The 19,651-nt window shown below is 60.1% G+C and carries 16 protein-coding genes; 5 read left to right on the top strand and 11 right to left on the bottom strand.

Features of this window, described 5'->3' with window-relative positions; genetic code table 11:
* Positions 1-98 precede the first annotated feature (98 nt).
* From RGR602_RS07390 to RGR602_RS07380, 3 genes are all read left to right on the top strand, one after another.
* Positions 99-1,337 (top strand): L,D-transpeptidase family protein, encoded by a 1,239-nt coding sequence (locus tag RGR602_RS07390; protein ID WP_039844578.1) that lies wholly within the window; start codon positions 99-101, stop codon positions 1,335-1,337.
* Positions 1,338-1,530: 193 nt separating this feature from the next.
* The gene (locus RGR602_RS07385) at positions 1,531-1,995 is read left to right on the top strand and encodes a hypothetical protein (protein WP_039844577.1); all 465 of its coding nucleotides are present in this window, start codon (positions 1,531-1,533) and stop codon (positions 1,993-1,995) included.
* Positions 1,996-2,051: 56 nt separating this feature from the next.
* Positions 2,052-2,558, top strand: coding sequence for an HIT family protein (locus RGR602_RS07380; RefSeq protein ID WP_039846710.1), 507 nt, complete (start codon positions 2,052-2,054; stop codon positions 2,556-2,558).
* Positions 2,559-2,581: 23 nt separating this feature from the next.
* Here RGR602_RS07380 and dnaE read toward each other — a convergent pair whose 3' ends face one another.
* Positions 2,582-6,064 (bottom strand): DNA polymerase III subunit alpha, encoded by a 3,483-nt coding sequence (dnaE, locus tag RGR602_RS07375; RefSeq protein ID WP_039844576.1) that lies wholly within the window; start codon positions 6,062-6,064, stop codon positions 2,582-2,584.
* Positions 6,065-6,370: 306 nt separating this feature from the next.
* Between dnaE and RGR602_RS07370 the strand changes: the two genes are divergently transcribed.
* Complete coding sequence (locus RGR602_RS07370) at positions 6,371-6,949, top strand: hypothetical protein (protein WP_039844575.1); 579 nt, start codon at positions 6,371-6,373, stop codon at positions 6,947-6,949.
* Between the two features lie 71 nt (positions 6,950-7,020).
* On the top strand, positions 7,021-7,485 hold the full coding sequence (locus tag RGR602_RS07365; protein ID WP_039844574.1) for a DUF5680 domain-containing protein: 465 nt from the start codon (positions 7,021-7,023) through the stop codon (positions 7,483-7,485).
* Here the strand turns inward: RGR602_RS07365 and RGR602_RS07360 are convergent, their stop codons facing one another.
* The 10 genes from RGR602_RS07360 to nuoL all read right to left on the bottom strand — a co-directional run bounded on the left by RGR602_RS07360 (position 7,486) and on the right by nuoL (position 19,649).
* The gene (locus tag RGR602_RS07360; RefSeq protein ID WP_039846709.1) at positions 7,486-8,169 is read right to left on the bottom strand and encodes an ABC transporter ATP-binding protein; all 684 of its coding nucleotides are present in this window, start codon (positions 8,167-8,169) and stop codon (positions 7,486-7,488) included.
* A 15-nt stretch (positions 8,170-8,184) separates the two neighbouring features.
* Positions 8,185-9,492 (bottom strand): lipoprotein-releasing ABC transporter permease subunit, encoded by a 1,308-nt coding sequence (locus RGR602_RS07355; RefSeq protein ID WP_039844573.1) that lies wholly within the window; start codon positions 9,490-9,492, stop codon positions 8,185-8,187.
* A gap of 17 nt (positions 9,493-9,509) precedes the next feature.
* Positions 9,510-10,832, bottom strand: coding sequence for a proline--tRNA ligase (gene proS / locus RGR602_RS07350; protein ID WP_039844572.1), 1,323 nt, complete (start codon positions 10,830-10,832; stop codon positions 9,510-9,512).
* Positions 10,833-11,424: 592 nt separating this feature from the next.
* Positions 11,425-11,700, bottom strand: a complete 276-nt coding sequence (locus RGR602_RS07340) for a DUF1467 family protein (RefSeq protein WP_039844570.1) — start codon at positions 11,698-11,700, stop codon at positions 11,425-11,427.
* Between the two features lie 122 nt (positions 11,701-11,822).
* A complete protein-coding gene (mce, locus tag RGR602_RS07335) occupies positions 11,823-12,227 on the bottom strand; it encodes a methylmalonyl-CoA epimerase (protein WP_039844569.1) in 405 nt (134 codons plus the stop codon).
* Between the two features lie 3 nt (positions 12,228-12,230).
* Positions 12,231-13,901, bottom strand: a complete 1,671-nt coding sequence (locus RGR602_RS07330) for a ribonuclease J (RefSeq protein ID WP_039844568.1) — start codon at positions 13,899-13,901, stop codon at positions 12,231-12,233.
* A gap of 8 nt (positions 13,902-13,909) precedes the next feature.
* Positions 13,910-14,674, bottom strand: a complete 765-nt coding sequence (locus tag RGR602_RS07325; RefSeq protein ID WP_039844567.1) for a biotin--[acetyl-CoA-carboxylase] ligase — start codon at positions 14,672-14,674, stop codon at positions 13,910-13,912.
* Positions 14,674-16,119 carry an NADH-quinone oxidoreductase subunit NuoN gene (gene nuoN, locus RGR602_RS07320; RefSeq protein WP_039844566.1) on the bottom strand — a complete coding sequence of 482 codons (1,446 nt, stop codon included), beginning with the start codon at positions 16,117-16,119 and terminating at the stop codon, positions 14,674-14,676. The genes RGR602_RS07325 and nuoN overlap by 1 nt, the downstream gene beginning before the upstream one ends.
* Positions 16,120-16,137: 18 nt before the next feature.
* Complete coding sequence (locus tag RGR602_RS07315) at positions 16,138-17,649, bottom strand: NADH-quinone oxidoreductase subunit M (protein WP_039844565.1); 1,512 nt, start codon at positions 17,647-17,649, stop codon at positions 16,138-16,140.
* A complete protein-coding gene (nuoL, locus tag RGR602_RS07310; protein WP_039844564.1) occupies positions 17,649-19,649 on the bottom strand; it encodes an NADH-quinone oxidoreductase subunit L in 2,001 nt (666 codons plus the stop codon). The genes RGR602_RS07315 and nuoL overlap by 1 nt, the downstream gene beginning before the upstream one ends.
* Between the last annotated feature and the right edge of the window lie 2 nt (positions 19,650-19,651).

Genomic DNA, 19,651 nt, shown 5'->3' with positions numbered 1-19,651 from the left:
ACCAATGGGTGAGCGCCGATCCAACGACGAACGCTCAAGCCTTCCTTAAGCATCGTACCGTAATATGAAGGACAAGTATTGCGTATTGGTTGGCTCACATGTTCTCGCGTTTTGTTTTCGGCCTCGGCTTGCTGTCGGCGACCGCACTCGTGCATCACCCGGCCTTTGCGGTGGATGCCCGCACCCTGCAAATCTTTGTTTCCAAGGACAGGCAGTCGCTTGTCGTCTACGACGGCACAGAAGTGATCGCGACCTCGAAAGTCTCGACCGGCAAGGCCGGCCACACCACACCGAACGGTATCTTTTCCGTTCTCGAGAAAAAGAAATACCACGAGTCCAACCTCTACTCGGCAGCTCCGATGCCGTGGATGCAGCGACTGACCTGGTCTGGCATCGCGCTTCATGAATCGAATTCCGTGCCGCGCTATCCGGCCTCCCACGGATGCGTGCGCATGCCCGCCGCCTTTGCCAAGCAACTCTACAAGATGACGGATCTTAGCGTGCCGGTCATCATCAGCGATGCCGAGGTGGCGCCCGAGCCGATCGCGCATCCAAATCTCTTCCGTCCCGATCTACCGAAACCGCCACTGCTGCTTTCGGATGCGGAACTGCGCCCGGCGATCGGCGAAAACCGCGGAGAGCCTGTTCAGTTGGCGATGAACAACGCAGCGCCACCGCCTGTCGCGCAGTTCGCGGCCTCGGAAAACACCGATCCGATCCGCATTCTCATCTCCCGGCGCACCGAGCGCGAGACGGTGATCGATATCCAGACCTATCTCAACCAGCTCGGTTTCTCGACGGGCACACCCGACGGCCTTGTCGGCACGGCCACCATTCAGGCCATCAATACCTTCAAGGCACTGCGGCCTGCGCAGTTCAAAGGTGACAAAGCGCTCGTCAGCGACACTCTCCTCAGGGAAGTTTACGCCGCGGCAGGCAAAGGCGAGCCGCCGAACGGCATTATTATGGTGCGGCAGGGTTTCATGCCGGTCTTCGAGGCGCCGCTGACGATCGACAATGCACGGCAGGCACTTGGCACGCATTTCTTCGCGCTGCACGCCGTCGACGCCAAGAACGGCAAGGCCGACTGGCTCGGCGTGACGCTCAAGAACGATCTTTCCAGGCAGGCAATGAAGCGGCTCGGGATCGTCGCCAACGAGAGTTCGATCGTGACAGGCACGCCGATCGCCCGCGCGCTCGACCGCATTACGATATCCGACGAAACGCGCCGCCGGATCGGCGGCATGCTGGCGGCAGGCTCGACTCTAACGATTTCCGACACGGGCATCGGCCCAGAGACAGGTGCGGGCACGGATTTCATCACAATTACGCACTAGAGCGCAAAGCCCTCGATGACTGGCGGCACGGCCGTCGTACCGGCAGCCCTTTTAGAGGTGTCTCGGCCGCCGCCTGAGCAATCGATTTCAAAGGCATGGCGTATAACGCCTAATTGCAATCTCGTCGCAATCAATGAAATACTGGTTGCATGACAGCGCGATTCATTTGGATCAAAAATGGAAGTGCTCACGCATGTATGTCCTGAAACACGGGATCAAGAAAAATCCCGAAAAGCGGTGGGCGCTGCCTGACCGTATCTTCTTTGGCTATGGCGCCTGCCACATCCTCGCCGGTGTCTTCCTTCAGCTTCCGCCGCTCGAAGGTTTCCATGCTGAGCGGATCATTCCGAACGAGGGCTTCGCAGGAGGCCATATCTATGTGACGAACGGCGTCATCGCCTTCGATTATCACGGCTATTGCAGGCGCGAACGGCTTCTGGAACACCATCGGAAGGGGTGGGCATCTCGTAATCCCGGGTGGGGCTGCGCGATCGAGGGAGTCGATTTCGATCCGCTCAGCACGGCCGAGCTAAATCAACGCAAGATGCTGGGTCCTGATCAGTACCTGCATGACCCAGTCCCTCGGGCACGCAACTTCATTAACCGGAGAGACCACACGCAGGATTCGGCGAAGGCGCGCAAAACAATCTGCGCTTGAAACCGAAAGGCAGCGCGAGAAATCTTGATTTACACACATGGTCCTTGATGTTCAGTATGAGCAAACGCCAGCCGTTCAATGTCGAAGCCTACCTGCGCGATATAGCGACAAGGCCCTGTTTTATCTGCGGGCTGGTGAGCGGAGATCCTGCGTTCTTCCATCATCGCATTTTCGAGGATGAAGAGACAATCATCTTTCTCAGTAAATATCCAACGCTGCCCGGATACTGTTTGGTTTCCCCAAAGAAACACCGCGAAGACTTGGCTCAGGATCTCACGACCGAAGAATACCTGCGATTGCAAGGGCATGTACACCTCTTGTCTCGGGCGCTGAAAAAGGCATTCGATGCTGAAAGAATCTATGTTCTTTCACTCGGCAGCCAGCAAGCCAACAGCCACCTCCATTTCCATGTGGTTCCTCTGCCTGCAGGCGTACCCCTCGAAGAGCAACAGTACCACGCGCTCATGGCCGAGCATGGCGTGCTGCAGATTCCCGCCGGCGAGATGGCACGGCTAGCGGAGCAGATCACTCAAGCCTTTCTTCAGGAACGGGGCGTTCCCTGATTCTGGTTCAGGCAGTTCATGACCTAGACAAGCTCGACATCGACGATGCCGGGGGCGGCGCGCAAGGCGGCGGCAATTTCCGGTGTGATGCGGTATTTTTGCGGCAGCTCGACCTCGACCTCGCGCTTGCCGTCCTCCTTGATGACGATGAAGGAAACGAGGCCGTCGCCCTTGGCGTTCAGGTGCGCCGCAACGGCGCGCATAGGACCGGAATCGCGGACATAAACGCGCAGCGACTTCTGCATCTGCAACGACTTTTCCTCGAGCGACTGGATCGTCTGCAAGCGCAGACCGACGCCTTCCGGCCGCTCCTCGCCGGTGGCGGTTAGCACAAAGGACTTCCCCGGTTCCAGCACGTCGCGGTACTGGTTCAGCATTTCAGAGAACAGCACGGCTTCGAACTGTCCGGACGAATCCGAAAAGACGATGATGCCCATCTTGTTGCCGGTGCGCGTCTTGCGCTCCTGCTTCGAAATGACCGTCCCGGCAAGCCGGGCATTGGTTGCGCCTTGCTTCACGGCGGCGGAGAATTCCGCAAAGGTCTGGACCCGCATCTTCTGCAGGATGTTGTTGTAGCTGTCGAGCGGGTGCGCCGTCAGGTAGAAGCCCAACACTTGGAACTCCTTGAGCAGTCGCTCGGAAGCGAGCCAGGGCGAAAACGGCGGCAGCGCAATTTTCTCCGGCCCGGACGACAGCGCGCCGCCGAAGATATCCGACTGGCCGCTCAGCTTATTTTCCTGCGCGCGCTGGGCATAGCCCAAAATGCGATCAAGGCCGGCTGCGAGCCCTGCGCGATCCTGGCCGAAGCAATCGAAGGCGCCGGCATAGATCAGGCTTTCCAGCACGCGCCGGTTGACCTGGCGCGGATCGATGCGCAGGCAGAAATCCTCGATGCTTGCAAAAGGCTCTTCGCCGCGCACCTCGACAATGTGATCGACGGCATTTTCGCCGACGCCCTTCAGCGCCGCCAATGCGTAATAAATGCGGTTGTCGCCGGTTTCAAATTGGCGGAACGAGCTTTGAACCGAGGGTGCGATGACCTCGATGCCGAGGCGCTTGGCATCCTGCCGGAAATCGTTGACCTTATCGGTGTTCGACATATCGAGCGTCATCGACGCGGCCAGGAACTCGACCGGGTAATGCGCTTTCATATAAGCCGTCTGATAAGAGACGATAGCGTAGGCGGCGGCGTGCGACTTGTTGAAGCCGTAGTTTGCGAACTTTGCCAGCAGTTCGAAGATGTTGTCGGCTTGCGGCTTCGACACGCCGTTGCTGATGGCACCGTCGACGAAGCGCTCGCGCTGCTGGTCCATTTCCGCCTTGATCTTCTTGCCCATGGCACGGCGCAGAAGATCGGCTTCGCCGAGCGAATAGCCGGACAGGACCTGGGCGATCTGCATCACCTGTTCCTGATAGACGATGACGCCCTGTGTCTCCTTGAGCAGGTGATCGATCATCGGATGGATCGATTCGACCTCTTCTTCCCCATGCTTTCGGGCATTGTAGGTCGGGATGTTTTCCATCGGGCCCGGGCGATAAAGGGCGACGAGGGCGATGATGTCCTCGATGCAGTCCGGCTTCATGCCGATCAGCGCCTTGCGCATGCCGGCACTTTCCACCTGGAACACGCCGACCGTTTCGCCGCGAGAGAGCATCTCGTAGGTTTTCTTGTCATCGAGCGGGATCGCGGCGAGGTCCACCTTGATGCCGCGTTTGGCCACGAAATCGACCGCAACTTTCAGTACCGTCAGCGTTTTCAGGCCGAGGAAGTCGAACTTTACGAGGCCGGCCTGCTCGACCCACTTCATATTGAACTGGGTGACCGGCATATCGGAGCGGGGGTCGCGATACATCGGAACCAGCTTCGAGAGCGGCCGGTCGCCGATGACGATGCCGGCGGCGTGCGTCGAGGCGTGGCGGTAAAGGCCCTCGATTTTCTGGGCGATATCGAGCAGGCGCGCCACGACGGGCTCCTTCGCTGCCTCCTCCTGAAGCTTCGGCTCCTCCTCGATCGCCTTGGAGAGCGGCGTCGGATTGGCCGGATTGTTCGGCACCAGCTTGCAGATCTTGTCGACCTGGCCGTAAGGCATTTCCAGCACACGGCCGACGTCGCGGAGGGCAGCGCGCGCCTGCAGCGAACCGAAGGTGATAATCTGCGCCACCTGTGCGCGGCCGTATTTCTGCTGCACGTAGCGGATCACCTCTTCGCGGCGGTCCTGGCAGAAGTCGATGTCGAAGTCGGGCATCGAGACGCGTTCCGGATTGAGGAAGCGTTCGAAGAGCAGCGAAAAGCGCAACGGGTCGACGTCGGTGATCGTCAGCGCATAGGCGACGAGCGAGCCTGCACCGGAACCGCGGCCGGGGCCAACAGGGATATCATGCTGCTTTGCCCATTTGATGAAGTCCGCAACGATCAGGAAGTAGCCCGGAAACCGCATGCGCTCGATGACGCTGAGTTCGAATTCCAGCCGTTCGCGGTAATCCTTCTCCTCATAGCCGGGCGACATGCCGAGCGTCGAAAGGCGCATGTCGAGGCCCTCCTCCGCCTGCCGGCGGAGTTCCAGCGCCTCGGCGCGTTCGGCCTCCTCGGGATCGTCGGTGGCGCCGGTAAAGCGCGGCAGGATGGGCTTACGGGTCTTCAGTACGAAGGAGCAGCGGCGGGCGATCTCGACCGTGTTTTGCAGCGCTTCCGGCAGATCGGCAAAGAGTTTCGCCATCTCGGCGCGGCTCTTCAAATAGTGGTCCGGCGTCAGGCGGAAGCGGCTGTCGTCCGAGACGATGGCGTTATGGGCAACGGCCATCAGCGCATCATGGGCATCATAATCGTCGCGCGTCGGGAAGAAGGCCTCGTTGGTCGCCACCAACGGCAGATCGTGCTCATACGCAAGCCCCACGACCTTCTGCTCATGGCGCTTGTCATAGGTTCCGTGGCGCTGCAACTCGACATAGAGCCGGTCTGGGAAGAGCCGCTTCAGAGCAAGCAGCCGGGTTTGCGCCTGCGCGGCATGCCCCTGCTTCAGTGCCACATCGACGGGGCCGCCAAGCGCACCCGTCAGCGCGATCAGCCCTTCGGTTCCGGCCTCTTCCAGCCAGGATGCCCTGATATGGACCGCCTGGTTGTCTTCGCCGCCGAGATAAGCGCGGCTGACGAGATCGACGAGCCGCTCGTAGCCTGCCGCGGTCGCGGCAAGCACGACGATGGAGGGCAGCTTGGCCAGCGCCTGCTGACCGCCGCGCCTTTCTGTCTCCAGGCCGTCCATATCGATCGACAGCTGGCACCCGATGATCGGCTGTAGCCCCTCTTCCATCGCCTTTTGCGAAAATTCGAGAGCGACGAACAGATTGTTGGTGTCGGTGATGGCGATCGCCGGCTGGCTATCGCCTGATGCCTTGTAAAGGATCTTCTTCAGCGGCAGCGCGCCCTCAAGGAGCGAATAAGCCGAGTGGACACGCAGGTGCACGAAACCCGGCGTACCGCCGACAAAGCCGCTCTCCGCATCCGCCATTTCATACCCTTCCAATCGCCCGAATGAATCGGTTTGCATTGTCGGTGTTGATGACAGCGATGTCCAGAAGCAGTCCCTTGTGCGGACCGCATGAAAGCGATGCGGTCCCCTGAAAACTTACAGTGCCATGAGGATCAACGAAAAGCTCCCAACGAACATTGCAATGGAGGTGAATGCTGCGATATCACGGATCATGTCAGTCATCTGGCTCTCCTTTACTCGTTATGTTTCCAATTTGTTCCTCTATTGTTCTGTTGTCAACAGGAATCACTTGCGCATAGTTAACGGCGGAACCGGAGGAGAATTATGAGGGCTGTCATCGCATTCATCGCCATTGTCGGCGCAACGGCGACGTTAGCTGCGGACATAGACCCTGGCGCCATCGTCGATGGCGCGACGGGAGACTGGAATGGCGACGGAAAGCTGGATCTGGCTATCCTGGTCGCACCGGCCGATGCGGAGAGAAAAGAGCAGATCGGCATCTACATCTATCTGCGTGACGCCGACCACGAACTTCTCAGGCTTTCGGCAAGCGCGCCCAGCAAGATCTGGGGCAGCACGGATGCAGACGGCGTTTTCGGCCAAGAGCCCACGATCAAGGCTGCCGGCAAATCCTCCATTGCAGTCCATTCCCAAAACAGCGCGATCGGCCGCGAGCGCTGGGATCTGACGCTGACGCTTGCCTACCGCAACAAACAATTCGTTGTCGCCGGCTACACCCGCAATCACTACGACACGCTCGATCCCAATGCCGGCGGTTCATGCGACTACAATGCGCTGACCGGCGAGTTGAAGAAGAACGGAAAGGACGTGAAAGCCGCGCCACGCGTGATCACCATCGAGCAGTGGAGCGACGAAACCGGTCAATCGATCTGCGGCCGATAGTCGCCAGTTCTCATTTTGTTCTTTACAGGCATGTGTTTTTGGGAGAGCTTCGGAGCGGGAGGCCGAGAGCCATGAATCTTGCTGCATTGAACGGCTTCGTCGTCGAAGCGAAGGCAAATACCTATGTCGGCGGCGGAAGAAGGCTAGACGCCTGCCGCAGCGGATCGCACGACATCGGCTACGCGCGCGGAGAATGGCGCTATCTCGACAGCTATTTCGGCGGAACGGATTTCGCCGGACAAGAAGTCGTGTGGCTGGGCGGCGAGCCCGTCTGGGTGATGAACTATTTCGGCCGCATTGTCGAGCCGACGCTGATCGATGGGGAAAAGGCAGGTGCGGTCATCAAAGCCGCGCTTTCGACGATGTATGCCGAATACGGTCGCTTCCTGGGAGGCATGGAATTCGAGCATGCCTTCGGCTTTTATGCCGACCACAGCACCGGCGATTGCGATCACTTCAGCGGACGGGAAATGATCATCGTTGCAGAGCGGAGAGCCTACGAGCTGGATTACCGAGGCGGCCTCATCCGCCCCTAATCAGAACTCGACAACCTTACCGTCGCTGATGGTCACGCGACGGTCCATGCGGCCAGCAAGTTCGTGGTTATGAGTGGCGATCAGCGCTGCAAGACCGGACTGGCGGACGAGCGCCTCCAGCGCATCGAACACGTAGCTCGCGGTCTCGGGATCGAGGTTTCCGGTCGGCTCGTCGGCGAGAAGCACGGTCGGCGCATTGGCAACCGCGCGCGCAATCGCGACCCGCTGCTGCTCGCCGCCCGAAAGCTCGCCGGGACGATGGCTGGCGCGGTGGCCGATGCGCATATAGTCGAGCAGCTGCTTTGCGCGTTCGCCCGCCTCGTTTCGCGGCAGACCGGCAATCATCTGCGGCATCATGATGTTCTCGAGGGCCGAAAACTCCGGAAGGAGGTGGTGGAACTGGTAGACGAAGCCAATCTCGCTGCGGCGGATCGCCGTGCGCTTCTCGTCGGTCAGCCCTTCGCAGACTTGGCCGTTGACGGTGACTTCGCCGCCGTCCGGATGCTCCAGCAGGCCCGCGACATGCAGCAGCGTCGATTTGCCGGTGCCCGAAGGAGCGACCAGGGCGACGATCTCGCCGCTGTGGAGGGTAAAATCTGCGCCCTTCAGAATGGTGAGCACGGTATCGCCCTGGCCATAGTGACGCTCGACGCCGGTAAGCTTGAGAACGACGTTCCGTTTCATTGAAATCAGCATTCCTTATTCATAGCGGAGCGCCTGCACCGGATCGAGCCGCGAGGCCCGCCAGGCTGGGAAAATGGTCGCGAGAAAGGAGAGCGCCAGCGCCATGACGACGACAGAGACCGTCTCGCCGAGACTCATCTCGGCCGGCAGCTGGCTCAGGAAATAGAGTTGCGGATTGAAGAGCACGGTGCCCGTGACCCAGGAGAAGAACTGGCGGATCGACTCGATGTTGATGCAGACGACGACGCCGAGCAGCACGCCGGCAATAGTGCCGACGATGCCGATCGCAGCACCGGTCATGAAGAAGATGCGCATGATGGCGCCGGACGTCGCGCCCATGGTGCGCAGGATCGCGATATCGCTGCCCTTGTCCTTCACCAGCATGATCAGGCCGGAGATGATGTTCAGCGCCGCGACCAGAACGATCAGCGTCAGGATCATGAACATCACGTTGCGCTCCACCTGCAGGGCGGAGAAGAAGGTCTGGTTGCGCTGGCGCCAATCGGTGATGGCGATCTGACGGCCTGCCGCTTCCTCCACCTTGGGGCGGAGATTGTCGATATCGTCGGGATTGTTGGCGAAGAGCTCGATCGACTGAACGAGGCCCTCGGCATTGAAATAGAGCTGCGCCTCCTCAAGCGGCATATAGATAATCGCCGCGTCATATTCCGACATGCCGATCTCGAAGATGCCGGAAACGGTGTAGGATTTGACGCGCGGATTGATGCCCATCGGCGTCACGTCACCTTCCGGTGAAATCAGCGTGATGGTATCGCCCGCCCGCAGACCGAGCTGCTCCGCCATGCGCGAACCGATGAGAACACCCTGCCCCGAAGCGAATCCGACGAGGTCTCCGGACTTGATATTGTCGGAAACCGTCTTGAGCTTGGTCAGGTCTTCGGCGCGGATGCCTCGCACCAGTGCGCCGGTTCCGGCACCCGCCTGGCCCGACGCCAGCGTCTGGCCCTCGACCAAAGGCAGCGCCATTCTGATGCCGGGCACCGCCGCGAACCTGTCGGTCAATGCCGCATAGTCGGTAAAAGGTCCGTCCACCGGCTGCACGATCATATGGCCGTTGATGCCGAGAATGCGCGAGATCAGCTCGGTGCGGAAACCGTTCATGACGGCCATGACGATGATCAGCGTCGCAACGCCCAGCATGATGCCGACGAAGGAAAAGCCGGCGATGACCGAGATGAAGGCTTCCTTGCGGCGGGCGCGCAGATAACGCCACGCCACAAGGCGTTCGAAGGCGGAGAATGGCCTGACCGCCGGACCGAGGCCGGATTTCGAACCCCGCTGGTCCACCGCCGCATCTGCCATTTCGCCTCCGTTCGGCCTTACGCCAAGAGCTTGTTGATCGCCGCGTCGATCGTCATCGTTTCGCGGGCACCGGTCTTGCGGTCCTTGAGTTCCACTTCGCCGTTGGCGACCGCGCGCGGGCCGGCGATGATCTGCATCGGTATGCCGATCAGGTCGGCAGTGGCGAATTTCGTTCCGGCGCGATCATCGGTATCGTCATAGAGCACGTCCTTGCCGGCCTTCGAAAGCGCCGCGTAGATCTTCTCGCAAGCTGCATCGCAAGCGGCATCGCCCGCCTTCATGTTGATCACGAGCGCATCGAACGGCGCAACAGAAGCCGGCCAGATGATTCCGTTGTCGTCATGCGATGCTTCGATGATGGCGGGAACAAGGCGTGTCGGCCCGATACCGTAGGAACCCATGTGAACAGTGTGTTCCTTGCCATCTGGCCCCTGCACCTTGGCGCCCATCGGCTCGGAATATTTCGTGCCAAAATAAAAGATGTGGCCGACTTCGATGCCGCGCGCCGAAAGACGCGCGGTTTCCGGGATGGCGTTGAATGCTGCTTCGTCGTGCATCTCCGAGGTGGCTGCATAGACAGAGGTCCACTTGTCGAAAATCGCATTCAGGCCGGCGGCATCGTCGAAATCGGTATCGGCCGGCGGGATATCGAAATTGACGAAATCCTTGTGGCTGTAAACTTCCGATTCGCCGGTCTCCGCGAGAATGATGAATTCATGGCTGAGATCGCCACCGATGGGACCGGTGTCGGCGCGCATGGGAATGGCACGCAGCCCCAGGCGGTCGAAGGTGCGCAGGTAGGCCGTGAACATCTTCTTGTAAGAGTGCTCGGCGCCTTCACGCGTCAGGTCGAAGGAATAGGCATCCTTCATCATGAACTCGCGCGAGCGCATGGTACCGAAACGCGGGCGGATCTCGTCGCGGAACTTCAGCTGGATGTGATAGAGGTTCAGCGGCAGGTTCTTGTAGGACTTGACGTATGAACGGAAGATATCCGTCACCATCTCCTCATTCGTCGGTCCATAGAGCATCGGCCGGTCCTGGCGGTCCTTGATACGCAGCATCTCCTTGCCATAGGCGTCGTAGCGCCCGCTTTCCTGCCAGAGCTCGGCGGACTGCAGCGTCGGCATGGAAAGCTCGATCGCGCCGCTACGATTCTGCTCCTCGCGGATAATGGAATTCACCTTGTCGAGAACGCGTTTGCCGAGCGGCAGCCAGGAATAAATGCCCTGCGACTGCTGGCGGATCATGCCGGCGCGCAGCATCAGCCGGTGGGAGACAATTTCCGCCTCCTTGGGGTTTTCCTTGAGGATGGGCATGAAATAGCGGGACAGACGCATGGCGGATTCCAGAGCAGTTGGGATTCCGCTCTCGTGCGGAATCGACGGCGATCGTTGATATCGGGAGCGTCATAACCGCTTCGCGGCCGGAAAGAAACCCGCGTGATGCGCGAGCAGCCTATCGTAGACGCAAGTTTGCGGCCGAAAAATGCCTGTGCGAAAAAAAGCGGGCATTTCTAAAGGTTTGCATCAAAATCTTGTCAACAGGTATTTTTTTCTCAAGTGTAGCAAAAATGCAAAAAAAGCTGATGACAAAGCTTAATCTTTGAGCTAGCTTTAGCTCACAAAACAGGCAGGGAGATTAAATTCCTGTCGAATTCGCGGTCAAGTCTTGGGAGGATCAGATCTTAGGCGCGCTCGTCGCAGCCCCGGCAACGGTTACAGATCACGCGATACTTAAAACAAGGCTTTCAGCCTTGTTTTTTTTTGGTTTTTCCAGCCTAACGCGGCGCAAAAAGCCCTACTTCTTACCCTACGGCAAGGCGTCATGCCGTTGCGTGAGTCCGCTGCGTCATTTCCGTGATGTCCGTATGACAGCTCCGGCTTTCCCGGCAAGTTTACATATGCTCAAAGATTGAGCAAAAGCTCCACTTCATCGGAAGCTCGGGCCAATCTGCGGGAGGGCGTCGAAACCCCAGCCGAAATAGGTCGAGGAGATATACCACGCGCCATAGACGACCCCCGAAACAATGGTCGTCAGTGAAAAGGTGAAGAGCGCCCGAAAACGCGTCGGCGCGCTCGGAACGGTGCCGAGAACCACATCGTTGTCCTCCGCCTGCGTGCGCAGGCCGATCGGCAGCACGGCAAAAAGCGTGATCCACCAGACGATGAAATAGACGGCAAAGCCCTGTAGAAAAATCTGCAGCATTTCTGTGTCCCGAGACGCCGTTGCAAACAGTGCGACAGACGCGCTTATAGAGCGGAATGGTGGATAGCTCAAATCCCATATCCGGACCCTTCCGCAGTCAGGTCCCTCTGCCGCAGCCTGCCTCAGACCTGTTCCAGCTCGATCAGGGTGCCGAAAAAGTCCTTCGGATGCAGGAAGAGCACCGGCCTTCCATGGGCGCCGGTTTTCGGCTCGCCGCTGCCAAGCACCCTCGCGCCCGATTTCGCGAGTTGATCGCGCGCCGCAAGAATGTCCGAAACCTCGTAGCAGATGTGATGCATGCCGCCGGAAGGGTTCTTTTCGAGGAAGGCGGCAACCGGCGAATTGTCGCCCAGCGGCTCCAGCAGTTCGACCTTGGTGTTCGGCAATTCGACGAAGACGACGGTGACGCCGTGTTCAGGTAAAGCTTGCGGCTGCGAGACCCTGGCACCCAGCGTATCGCGGTAGCCTGCCGTTGCTGCGGCAAGGTCGGGGACGGCGATGGCGATGTGGTTGACGCGGCCAAGCATCGATCAGACCTTTGTGATGAACGCCGTGACTATCGGCTTCTTGCCCCAGGTCTGGTTTGCCGCAGCGCGGACCGCGCGGCGCACCGCTTCCTGCATCATGTCGAGGTCCTTGCGGCGGGCGCGCGGGATGCTCTCGATAGCGCCGACGACGGCGTCGAAGAGCGTGTCCTCCATCTCGTCGCCCTCGTCGTCATAGACCGGCAGGCCAATGGCCACGAGATCGGGATCGCCCACAATGTCGTAGCGGCTGTCGACCACGAGGTTGACCGCGACATGGCCGACATAGGAGAGCTTCTTGCGCTCGCCTATCCCCATCTCGTCGAAATCGCCGATGAGCATGCCGTCCTTGTAGATGCGTCCGTGCGGCGCCTCGTCGATGACCTCGACCGGACCGGGCGCAAGCCGCAGAATATCGCCGTTGCGCACCCGCGGCACGATGCCGATACCGGATTGTTCCGCCAGTTCCTTGTGAGCTGTCAGATGCGTCGCCTCGCCGTGCACGGGCACGACGATCTTCGGGCGTGTCAGCTCGTACATCTTCTGAAGCTCGTTGCGGCGCGGATGGCCGGAGACGTGAACCAGCGCTTCGTTGTCGGTGATGACGTGCACGCCCTGTTCGGTGAGGCCGTTCTTGATATCCTGGATCGCCTTCTCGTTGCCGGGGATGGCGCGGGAGGAGAAGACGACGATATCGCCGGCGGCGAGTGCGACGTTGCGCATCTCGTCGCGCGATAGCTTGGCAAGCGCTGCGCGCGGCTCGCCCTGGCTGCCGGTCAGGATGACCACGACCTTGTCGCGCGGGATATAGCCGTATTCGTCCTCGGAGATGAATGGTTTGACGCCTTCCATCAGTCCGATCTCGCGCGAGACATCGACGACGCGCTTCAGCGAGCTTCCGAGCAGCAAGACTTCGCGGCCTGCGGCTTCAGCGGCCTCGGCAATGGTGCGGATACGGCCGACATTCGAGGAGAAACTGGTGACCGCCACGCGGCCTTCGGCATTCTCGATGATCCTGCTCAGGCTTTCCGAAACATCCTTTTCGGACGGCGAAACGCCGTCGCGAAGCGCATTGGTGGAGTCACACATCAGCGCTAACACGCCCTCGTCCCCGAGCTGGCGGAAGCGGGTCTCGTCGGTCAGCGGTCCAAGCGACGGCTCGTGGTCGATCTTCCAGTCACCGGTATGGATCACATTGCCGAGCGGCGTGCGGATCATCAACGACATCGGCTCGGGGATCGAGTGATTGACAGCCACGCCTTCAATGCTGAAGGGACCGGCATTGATCGTATCGCCTGCCTTGAAGATCGTCACCGGCACTTCGCCGATCGCATCTTTCTCGAAATTGCGCTTGGCTTCCAGCAGGCCCGCGGTGAAGGGCGAGCCGTAGACGGGAACATTCAGGCCCGGCCAGAGGTCGGCCAGTGCACCGTAGTGATCCTCATGCGCATGCGTGATGATGATCGCCTTGAGGTTCTTACGCTCGGCAGCGAGAAAGCGGATGTCGGGCAGCACCAGATCGACGCCCGGAAGATCCGGACCCGGGAAGGTGACGCCGCAATCGACCATGATCCACTGGCGGTGATCTGCCGGGCCGTAGCCGTATAGCGCGAGATTCATGCCGATCTCGCCGACACCGCCCAAAGGCAGAAATACCAGTTCGTCCTGCTTAGCCATAATCTCCACTATCCAAAAAATACATCCCCGGCGGCAATCTGCATCATCTTGCCCGTGCCGGTTTCGAGCATCAACAAGCCATTATCATCAATCCCGGCGAATTGTCCGGAAATCGAGCGGTCCGGCAGATTGACCGTGATCTTCTCGCCGATGCCGCAGGCGACATCCCGCCAACGGGCGGTGATCTCGCGAACGCCTCGTCCTTCGTTCCAAATATCGAGCACCTCTGCCGTCGAAGCGAAGAGATGGGCGAAGAGTTCTTCGGGGGCGGCGGTACTTCCCTCTTGGCGCAGACAGGTCACCGGGTAGAGCGGATTGTCGGGCATGAGGGCGACGTTGATGCCGATCCCGATCACCAGCGCGTAGCGCTCATCTGCAAGTTTTTCACCTTCGACGAGGATTCCGCAGGTCTTCCTGCGGCCGATCAGGATGTCGTTCGGCCACTTCACCTCGAGCGGTGCTGCGCCAGGCGGCAGAACCATGCGGATTGCCTGATGCACGGCAACGGCGATTGCCAGCGGAAGCGACGAAAGGCGCTCCATCGGCGCCGGATCGATCAAGAGAAGGGAAGCGTAGAGATTGCCCCGTTCCGAAGCCCACGCGCGGCCGCGGCGGCCGCGGCCACTGGTCTGCTTTTCCGCGGTCACCCACAGGAAGCCATCGTCCCCTGCCCTGGCACGGGCAAGGCATTCGCTGTTGGTGGAGGATGTTTCCGACAGCGCCTCGTGCCGGAAATCGCCGAGCGATATCCGGCGCCGCACGGGAAACATCATCAAAAGAGCGTCGCAGCCGCGAGCTCGGCCGCACCGCCAATCGGGCCACCGATAACGACATAGGCAAGAACGAACAGGCCGGAAAGGCCGAAGACGAGGCGAAGTGGGCCGGAAACGCGGGCAAACTCATCCGTCGCTTCATCAAACCACATCAGTTTGATGACACGCAGATAATAGTAGGCCCCGACGACCGAGGCGAGAACGCCGATGATGGCGAGCGCATAGAGCTTGGCTTCGATGGCAGCGACGAAGACGAAGTACTTCGCGAAGAAGCCTGCAAGCGGCGGAATGCCGGCGAGCGAGAACATCAGGGCCGTCAGCACCGTCGCCATGAAGGGGTTCGTGCTGGAAAGGCCGGCGAGATCGTCGACAGCTTCGACGACCGTGCCGTCCTTGCGGCGCATCGACATGATGATCGCGAAGGAGCCGAGCGTCATGACCATATAGATGACCATGTAGAGCATCACGCCCGTCACGCCGGTCTGGTTGCCGGCGGCAAGCCCGACGAGCGCATAGCCCATGTGACCGATCGAGGAGTAGGCCATCAGACGCTTGATGTTCCGCTGCCCGATGGCGGCGAAGGCGCCGAGCAGCATCGAGGCAATCGAGATGAAGACCACGACCTGCTGCCAGTCGGCGATGACCGGCTGGAAGGCGGTGATGACGATGCGCGTCATCATGGCCATGGCCGCAACCTTCGGCGCGCTTGCTAGAAAGGCGGTGACCGGGGTCGGCGCACCTTCGTAAACGTCCGGCGTCCACATGTGGAACGGGACCGCCGAGATCTTGAAGGCAATGCCCGCGAGGATGAAGACCAAGCCGAAGACCAGGCCAAGCGAGCGGGCACCTTCGGCGGAAAGCGCCTGGGCGATATCGTCGAAATGCGTATGGCCGGTGAAGCCGTAGACCAACGACATGCCGTAAAGCAGCAAGCCCGAGGAAAGCGCGCCGAGAACGAAATACTTGAGGCCCGCTTCGGTGGACTTCAGGTTCTCCCGGTTGATCGCCGCCACGACGTAGATCGCCAGCGATTGCAGCTCGAGACCGAGATAGAGCGCGATCAGGTCGTTTGCCGAGATCATCAGCAAGATGCCGAGGGTGCAGAGCACGAGCAGGACCGGGAACTCGAACTTGTCGAGCTGGTTTTCCCTGGCAAGACCGATCGACATGAAGAGCGCTGCGAAGGAGCCGACGAGCGCGGTGATCTTCATGAAGCGGGAGAAACCGTCCGCCTGGTAGACGCCGCCGTAAGCGAGACCATCGCCCGGCACGAAGATCAGCCACAGCGCAGAGGCCGCAAACAGGATCAGCGCCAGAACGCTCACCATACGGCCCGACCGCTCGCCCGCAAAGACGCCGATCATGAGCAGGACAAGGGCGCCGACCGCGAGGATGATCTCCGGCGCGGAAAGATGCAGGCTTGCGAGAATGGTTTCAGCGGTCATGTCCAAAAAGTCCCGTCATCAATTCATCGACAGCGCAACGTCGTGCGCAGCGTTTACGGCGGCCGTATAGTTGTTCACCAGCATATCCACGGAGGCGGCCGTCGCATCGAAGACCGGCGCCGGATAGACGCCGAAGAAGATCGTCAGTGCCACCAATGGATAGAGGATCAGTTGCTCGCGCGGCGACAGATCGAGAAGCGCCTTCAGCTTTTCCTTTTCCAGCGCGCCGAAGATCACGCGGCGGTAGAGCCACAGAGCGTAGGCTGCCGACAGGATCACGCCGGTTGCGGCGAAGAGCGCTACCCATGTATTGACGCGGAAGACGCCCATCAGCGTCAGGAATTCGCCGATGAAGCCCGAGGTGCCCGGAAGGCCGACATTCGCCATGGTGAAGACCATGAAGGCGACGGCATATTTCGGCATGTTGTTGACCAGGCCGCCATAAGCCACGATCTCTCGGGTATGAGTGCGGTCATAGACGACGCCGACGCAAAGGAAGAGCGCGCCCGAAACGATGCCGTGCGACAGCATCTGGAAGATCGAGCCCTGCACGCCCTGCATGTTCGCCGCGAAGACGCCCATGGTGACGTAGCCCATGTGAGCAACCGACGAATAGGCGATCAGCTTCTTGATGTCGTCCTGCATCATCGCGACCAGCGAGGTGTAGATGATGGCGATCACCGACAGGGCGAAGACCAGCGGCGCGAAGAAATCGGACGCGACCGGGAACATGCCGAGTGAGAAGCGGATGAGGCCGTAACCGCCAAGCTTCAGCAGCACGCCCGCCAGGATGACGGACCCGGCCGTCGGTGCCTGGACGTGCGCATCCGGCAGCCAGGTGTGAACCGGCCACATCGGCATCTTCACCGCAAAAGAGGCGAAGAAGGCAAGCCACAGCCAGGTCTGCATCGCAGGCGGGAACTTGTAGGAAAGCAGCGCGGAAATATCCGTCGTGCCGGCCTGCCAGTACATCGCCATGATGGCGAGCAGCATCAATACCGAACCGAGCAGCGTGTAGAGGAAGAACTTGTAGCTTGCGTAAACGCGGTCCCTGCCACCCCAGACGCCGATGATGAGGAACATCGGAATGAGACCCGCTTCGAAGAAGACGTAGAAGAGCACGATATCGAGCGATACGAAGACACCGACCATCATCACTTCAAGGATGAGGAAGGCGATCATGTATTCCTTCAGGCGCTTTTCGATGGAAAGCCAGCTCGCCAGAATGCAGAAGGGCATGAGGACCGTCGTCAGGACGACGAACAGCATCGAGATGCCGTCGACGCCGACATGATAACCGATGCCCGTGCCGAGCCAGCTATGTTTCTCGACCATCTGGAAGCCCGGATTCGCATTGTCGAAACCGATCCAGATGAACAGCGAAACGATGAACGTAACGATCGTCGTGATCAACGAGATGTTAAGCACGTTGCGCCTGCCGCTCGGGCCGTTTTCGCTCATCAGCAGCAGAAGCACCACGCCGACGAGCGGCAAGAAGGTGACCGTTGAAAGAATGGGCCAATCGGTCATCAGAAGGAACTCCCGAGCATCATCCAGGTAACGAGTGCGGCAATGCCGATCAGCATCGCGAAGGCATAGTGATAGAGGTAACCGGTCTGCAGGCGGACGACGCGATTGGTGACGTCGACGACGCGGGCGGCAACGCCGTTCGGGCCGTAAGCGTCGATGACTCCGATATCACCCTTCTTCCACAGGAAGCGGCCGAGCGCCTTGGCGGAACGGACGAAGAGGAAATCGTAGAGCTCGTCGAAGTACCACTTGTTGAGCAGGAACTGGTAAAGCACGCGGTGCTGCTGCGCGAGAACGCGCGGCGTCGAGGGCGACTTGATATACATGTACCAGGCCGTCACGAAGCCGAGAAGCATCGCGATGAACGGGCTCAGCGCCACCCACGCCGGCACGTGGTGGAATTCTTCCAGCAATTCGTTTTCGGCGCCGGTAAAGAGCGCGCCTTTCCAGAACTCGGCATAGTGGTGGCCGTAGAAATAGCCCTCGAACAGGACACCCGCGAGAACCGCGCCGACCGCCAGAAGATAGAGCGGCACGAGCATGACCTGCGGCGATTCGTGGACGTGGTGCATCACCTCGTGCGAGGCACGCGGCGTGCCGAAGAAGGTGAGGAAGGCAAGACGCCAGGAATAGAAGCTCGTGAACAGGGCCGCGATCACCAGAAGCGTAAACGCGAAGCCTGCAACCGGTGAATGCGAGGCGTAGGTCGCTTCGATAATCACGTCCTTCGAGAAGAAGCCGGCGAAACCGACCGGCGTGAACGGAATGCCGACGCCGGTCAGCGCCAGCGTGCCGATCGTCATCATCCAGAAGGTAACCGGGATGTGCCTACGAAGGCCGCCCATGTAACGCATGTCCTGCTCGCCGTCGACGGCATGGATCACCGATCCGGCGCCGAGGAAGAGCAGCGCCTTGAAGAAGGCGTGTGTGAAGAGGTGGAAGATCGCCGCACCGTAGGCCCCGACGCCGAGCGCCACGAACATGTAGCCGAGCTGCGAGCAGGTCGAATAGGCGATGACGCGCTTGATGTCGTTCTGCACGAGACCGACGGTCGCCGCGAAGAAGGCGGTGATCGCGCCAATCATGGTGACGAAGACCAGCGCATCGGGCGACAATTCAAAGAGCGGCGACATGCGTGCGACGAGGAAGACGCCGGCGGTGACCATGGTCGCGGCGTGGATGAGTGCCGAAACCGGAGTCGGGCCTTCCATAGCGTCCGGCAGCCAGGTATGCAGCAGGAATTGAGCGGACTTGCCCATCGCGCCCATGAAGAGCAACAGGCAGATGCCGGTCAGCGCATGCGCCTTGTCGAGCTGCATGCCGAAGAGGTTAAGTACGACTTCACCCGCGGATTCGACGCCCTCATGCGGCGCGAAGCTCGAGGCATTGGCGAAGATCGTGTCGAGGTTGATCGAACCGAATAGAACGAAGATGCCGGCAATACCGAGTACGAAGCCGAAGTCGCCGACGCGGTTGACGACGAAGGCCTTGATTGCGGCGGCGTTTGCCGACGGTTTCTTGTACCAGAACCCGATGAGCAGATACGAAGCCAGACCCACGCCTTCCCAGCCGAAGAACATCTGGGCGAGGTTGTCGGAGGTCACCAGCATCAGCATTGCGAAGGTGAAGAGCGAGAGATAGGCGAAGAAGCGCGGACGATGCGGATCATGGTGCATGTATCCGATCGAGTAGATATGCACCAGCGTCGAGACCGTGTTGACGACGATCAGCATGACGGAGGTGAGCGTGTCGACGCGCAGCGACCAGGAAACGTCGATGCCGCCGGACTGGATCCAGCGCAGGACCTCGACCTTGATCGGCCCGCCTTCGAGATGCCCCATGCCGACGGTGAGGAAGACGTACCAGGACAGGACGGCAGCGACGATCATCAGGCCGCAGGTGACGTATTCCGATGCCTTGGCGCCGATCGCACGGCCGAAGAGGCCGGCGATCATCGCGCCGATCAAGGGAAGAAAGACGATAGCCTTATAGAGGAACATGA

It is taken from the genome of Rhizobium gallicum bv. gallicum R602sp (genome assembly GCF_000816845.1).
GTDB classification, from domain to species: Bacteria; Pseudomonadota; Alphaproteobacteria; order Rhizobiales; family Rhizobiaceae; genus Rhizobium; species Rhizobium gallicum.
The sequence above is the reverse complement of the archived record's forward strand: the minus strand, read 5'-3'. Positions and strand labels throughout refer to the sequence as shown.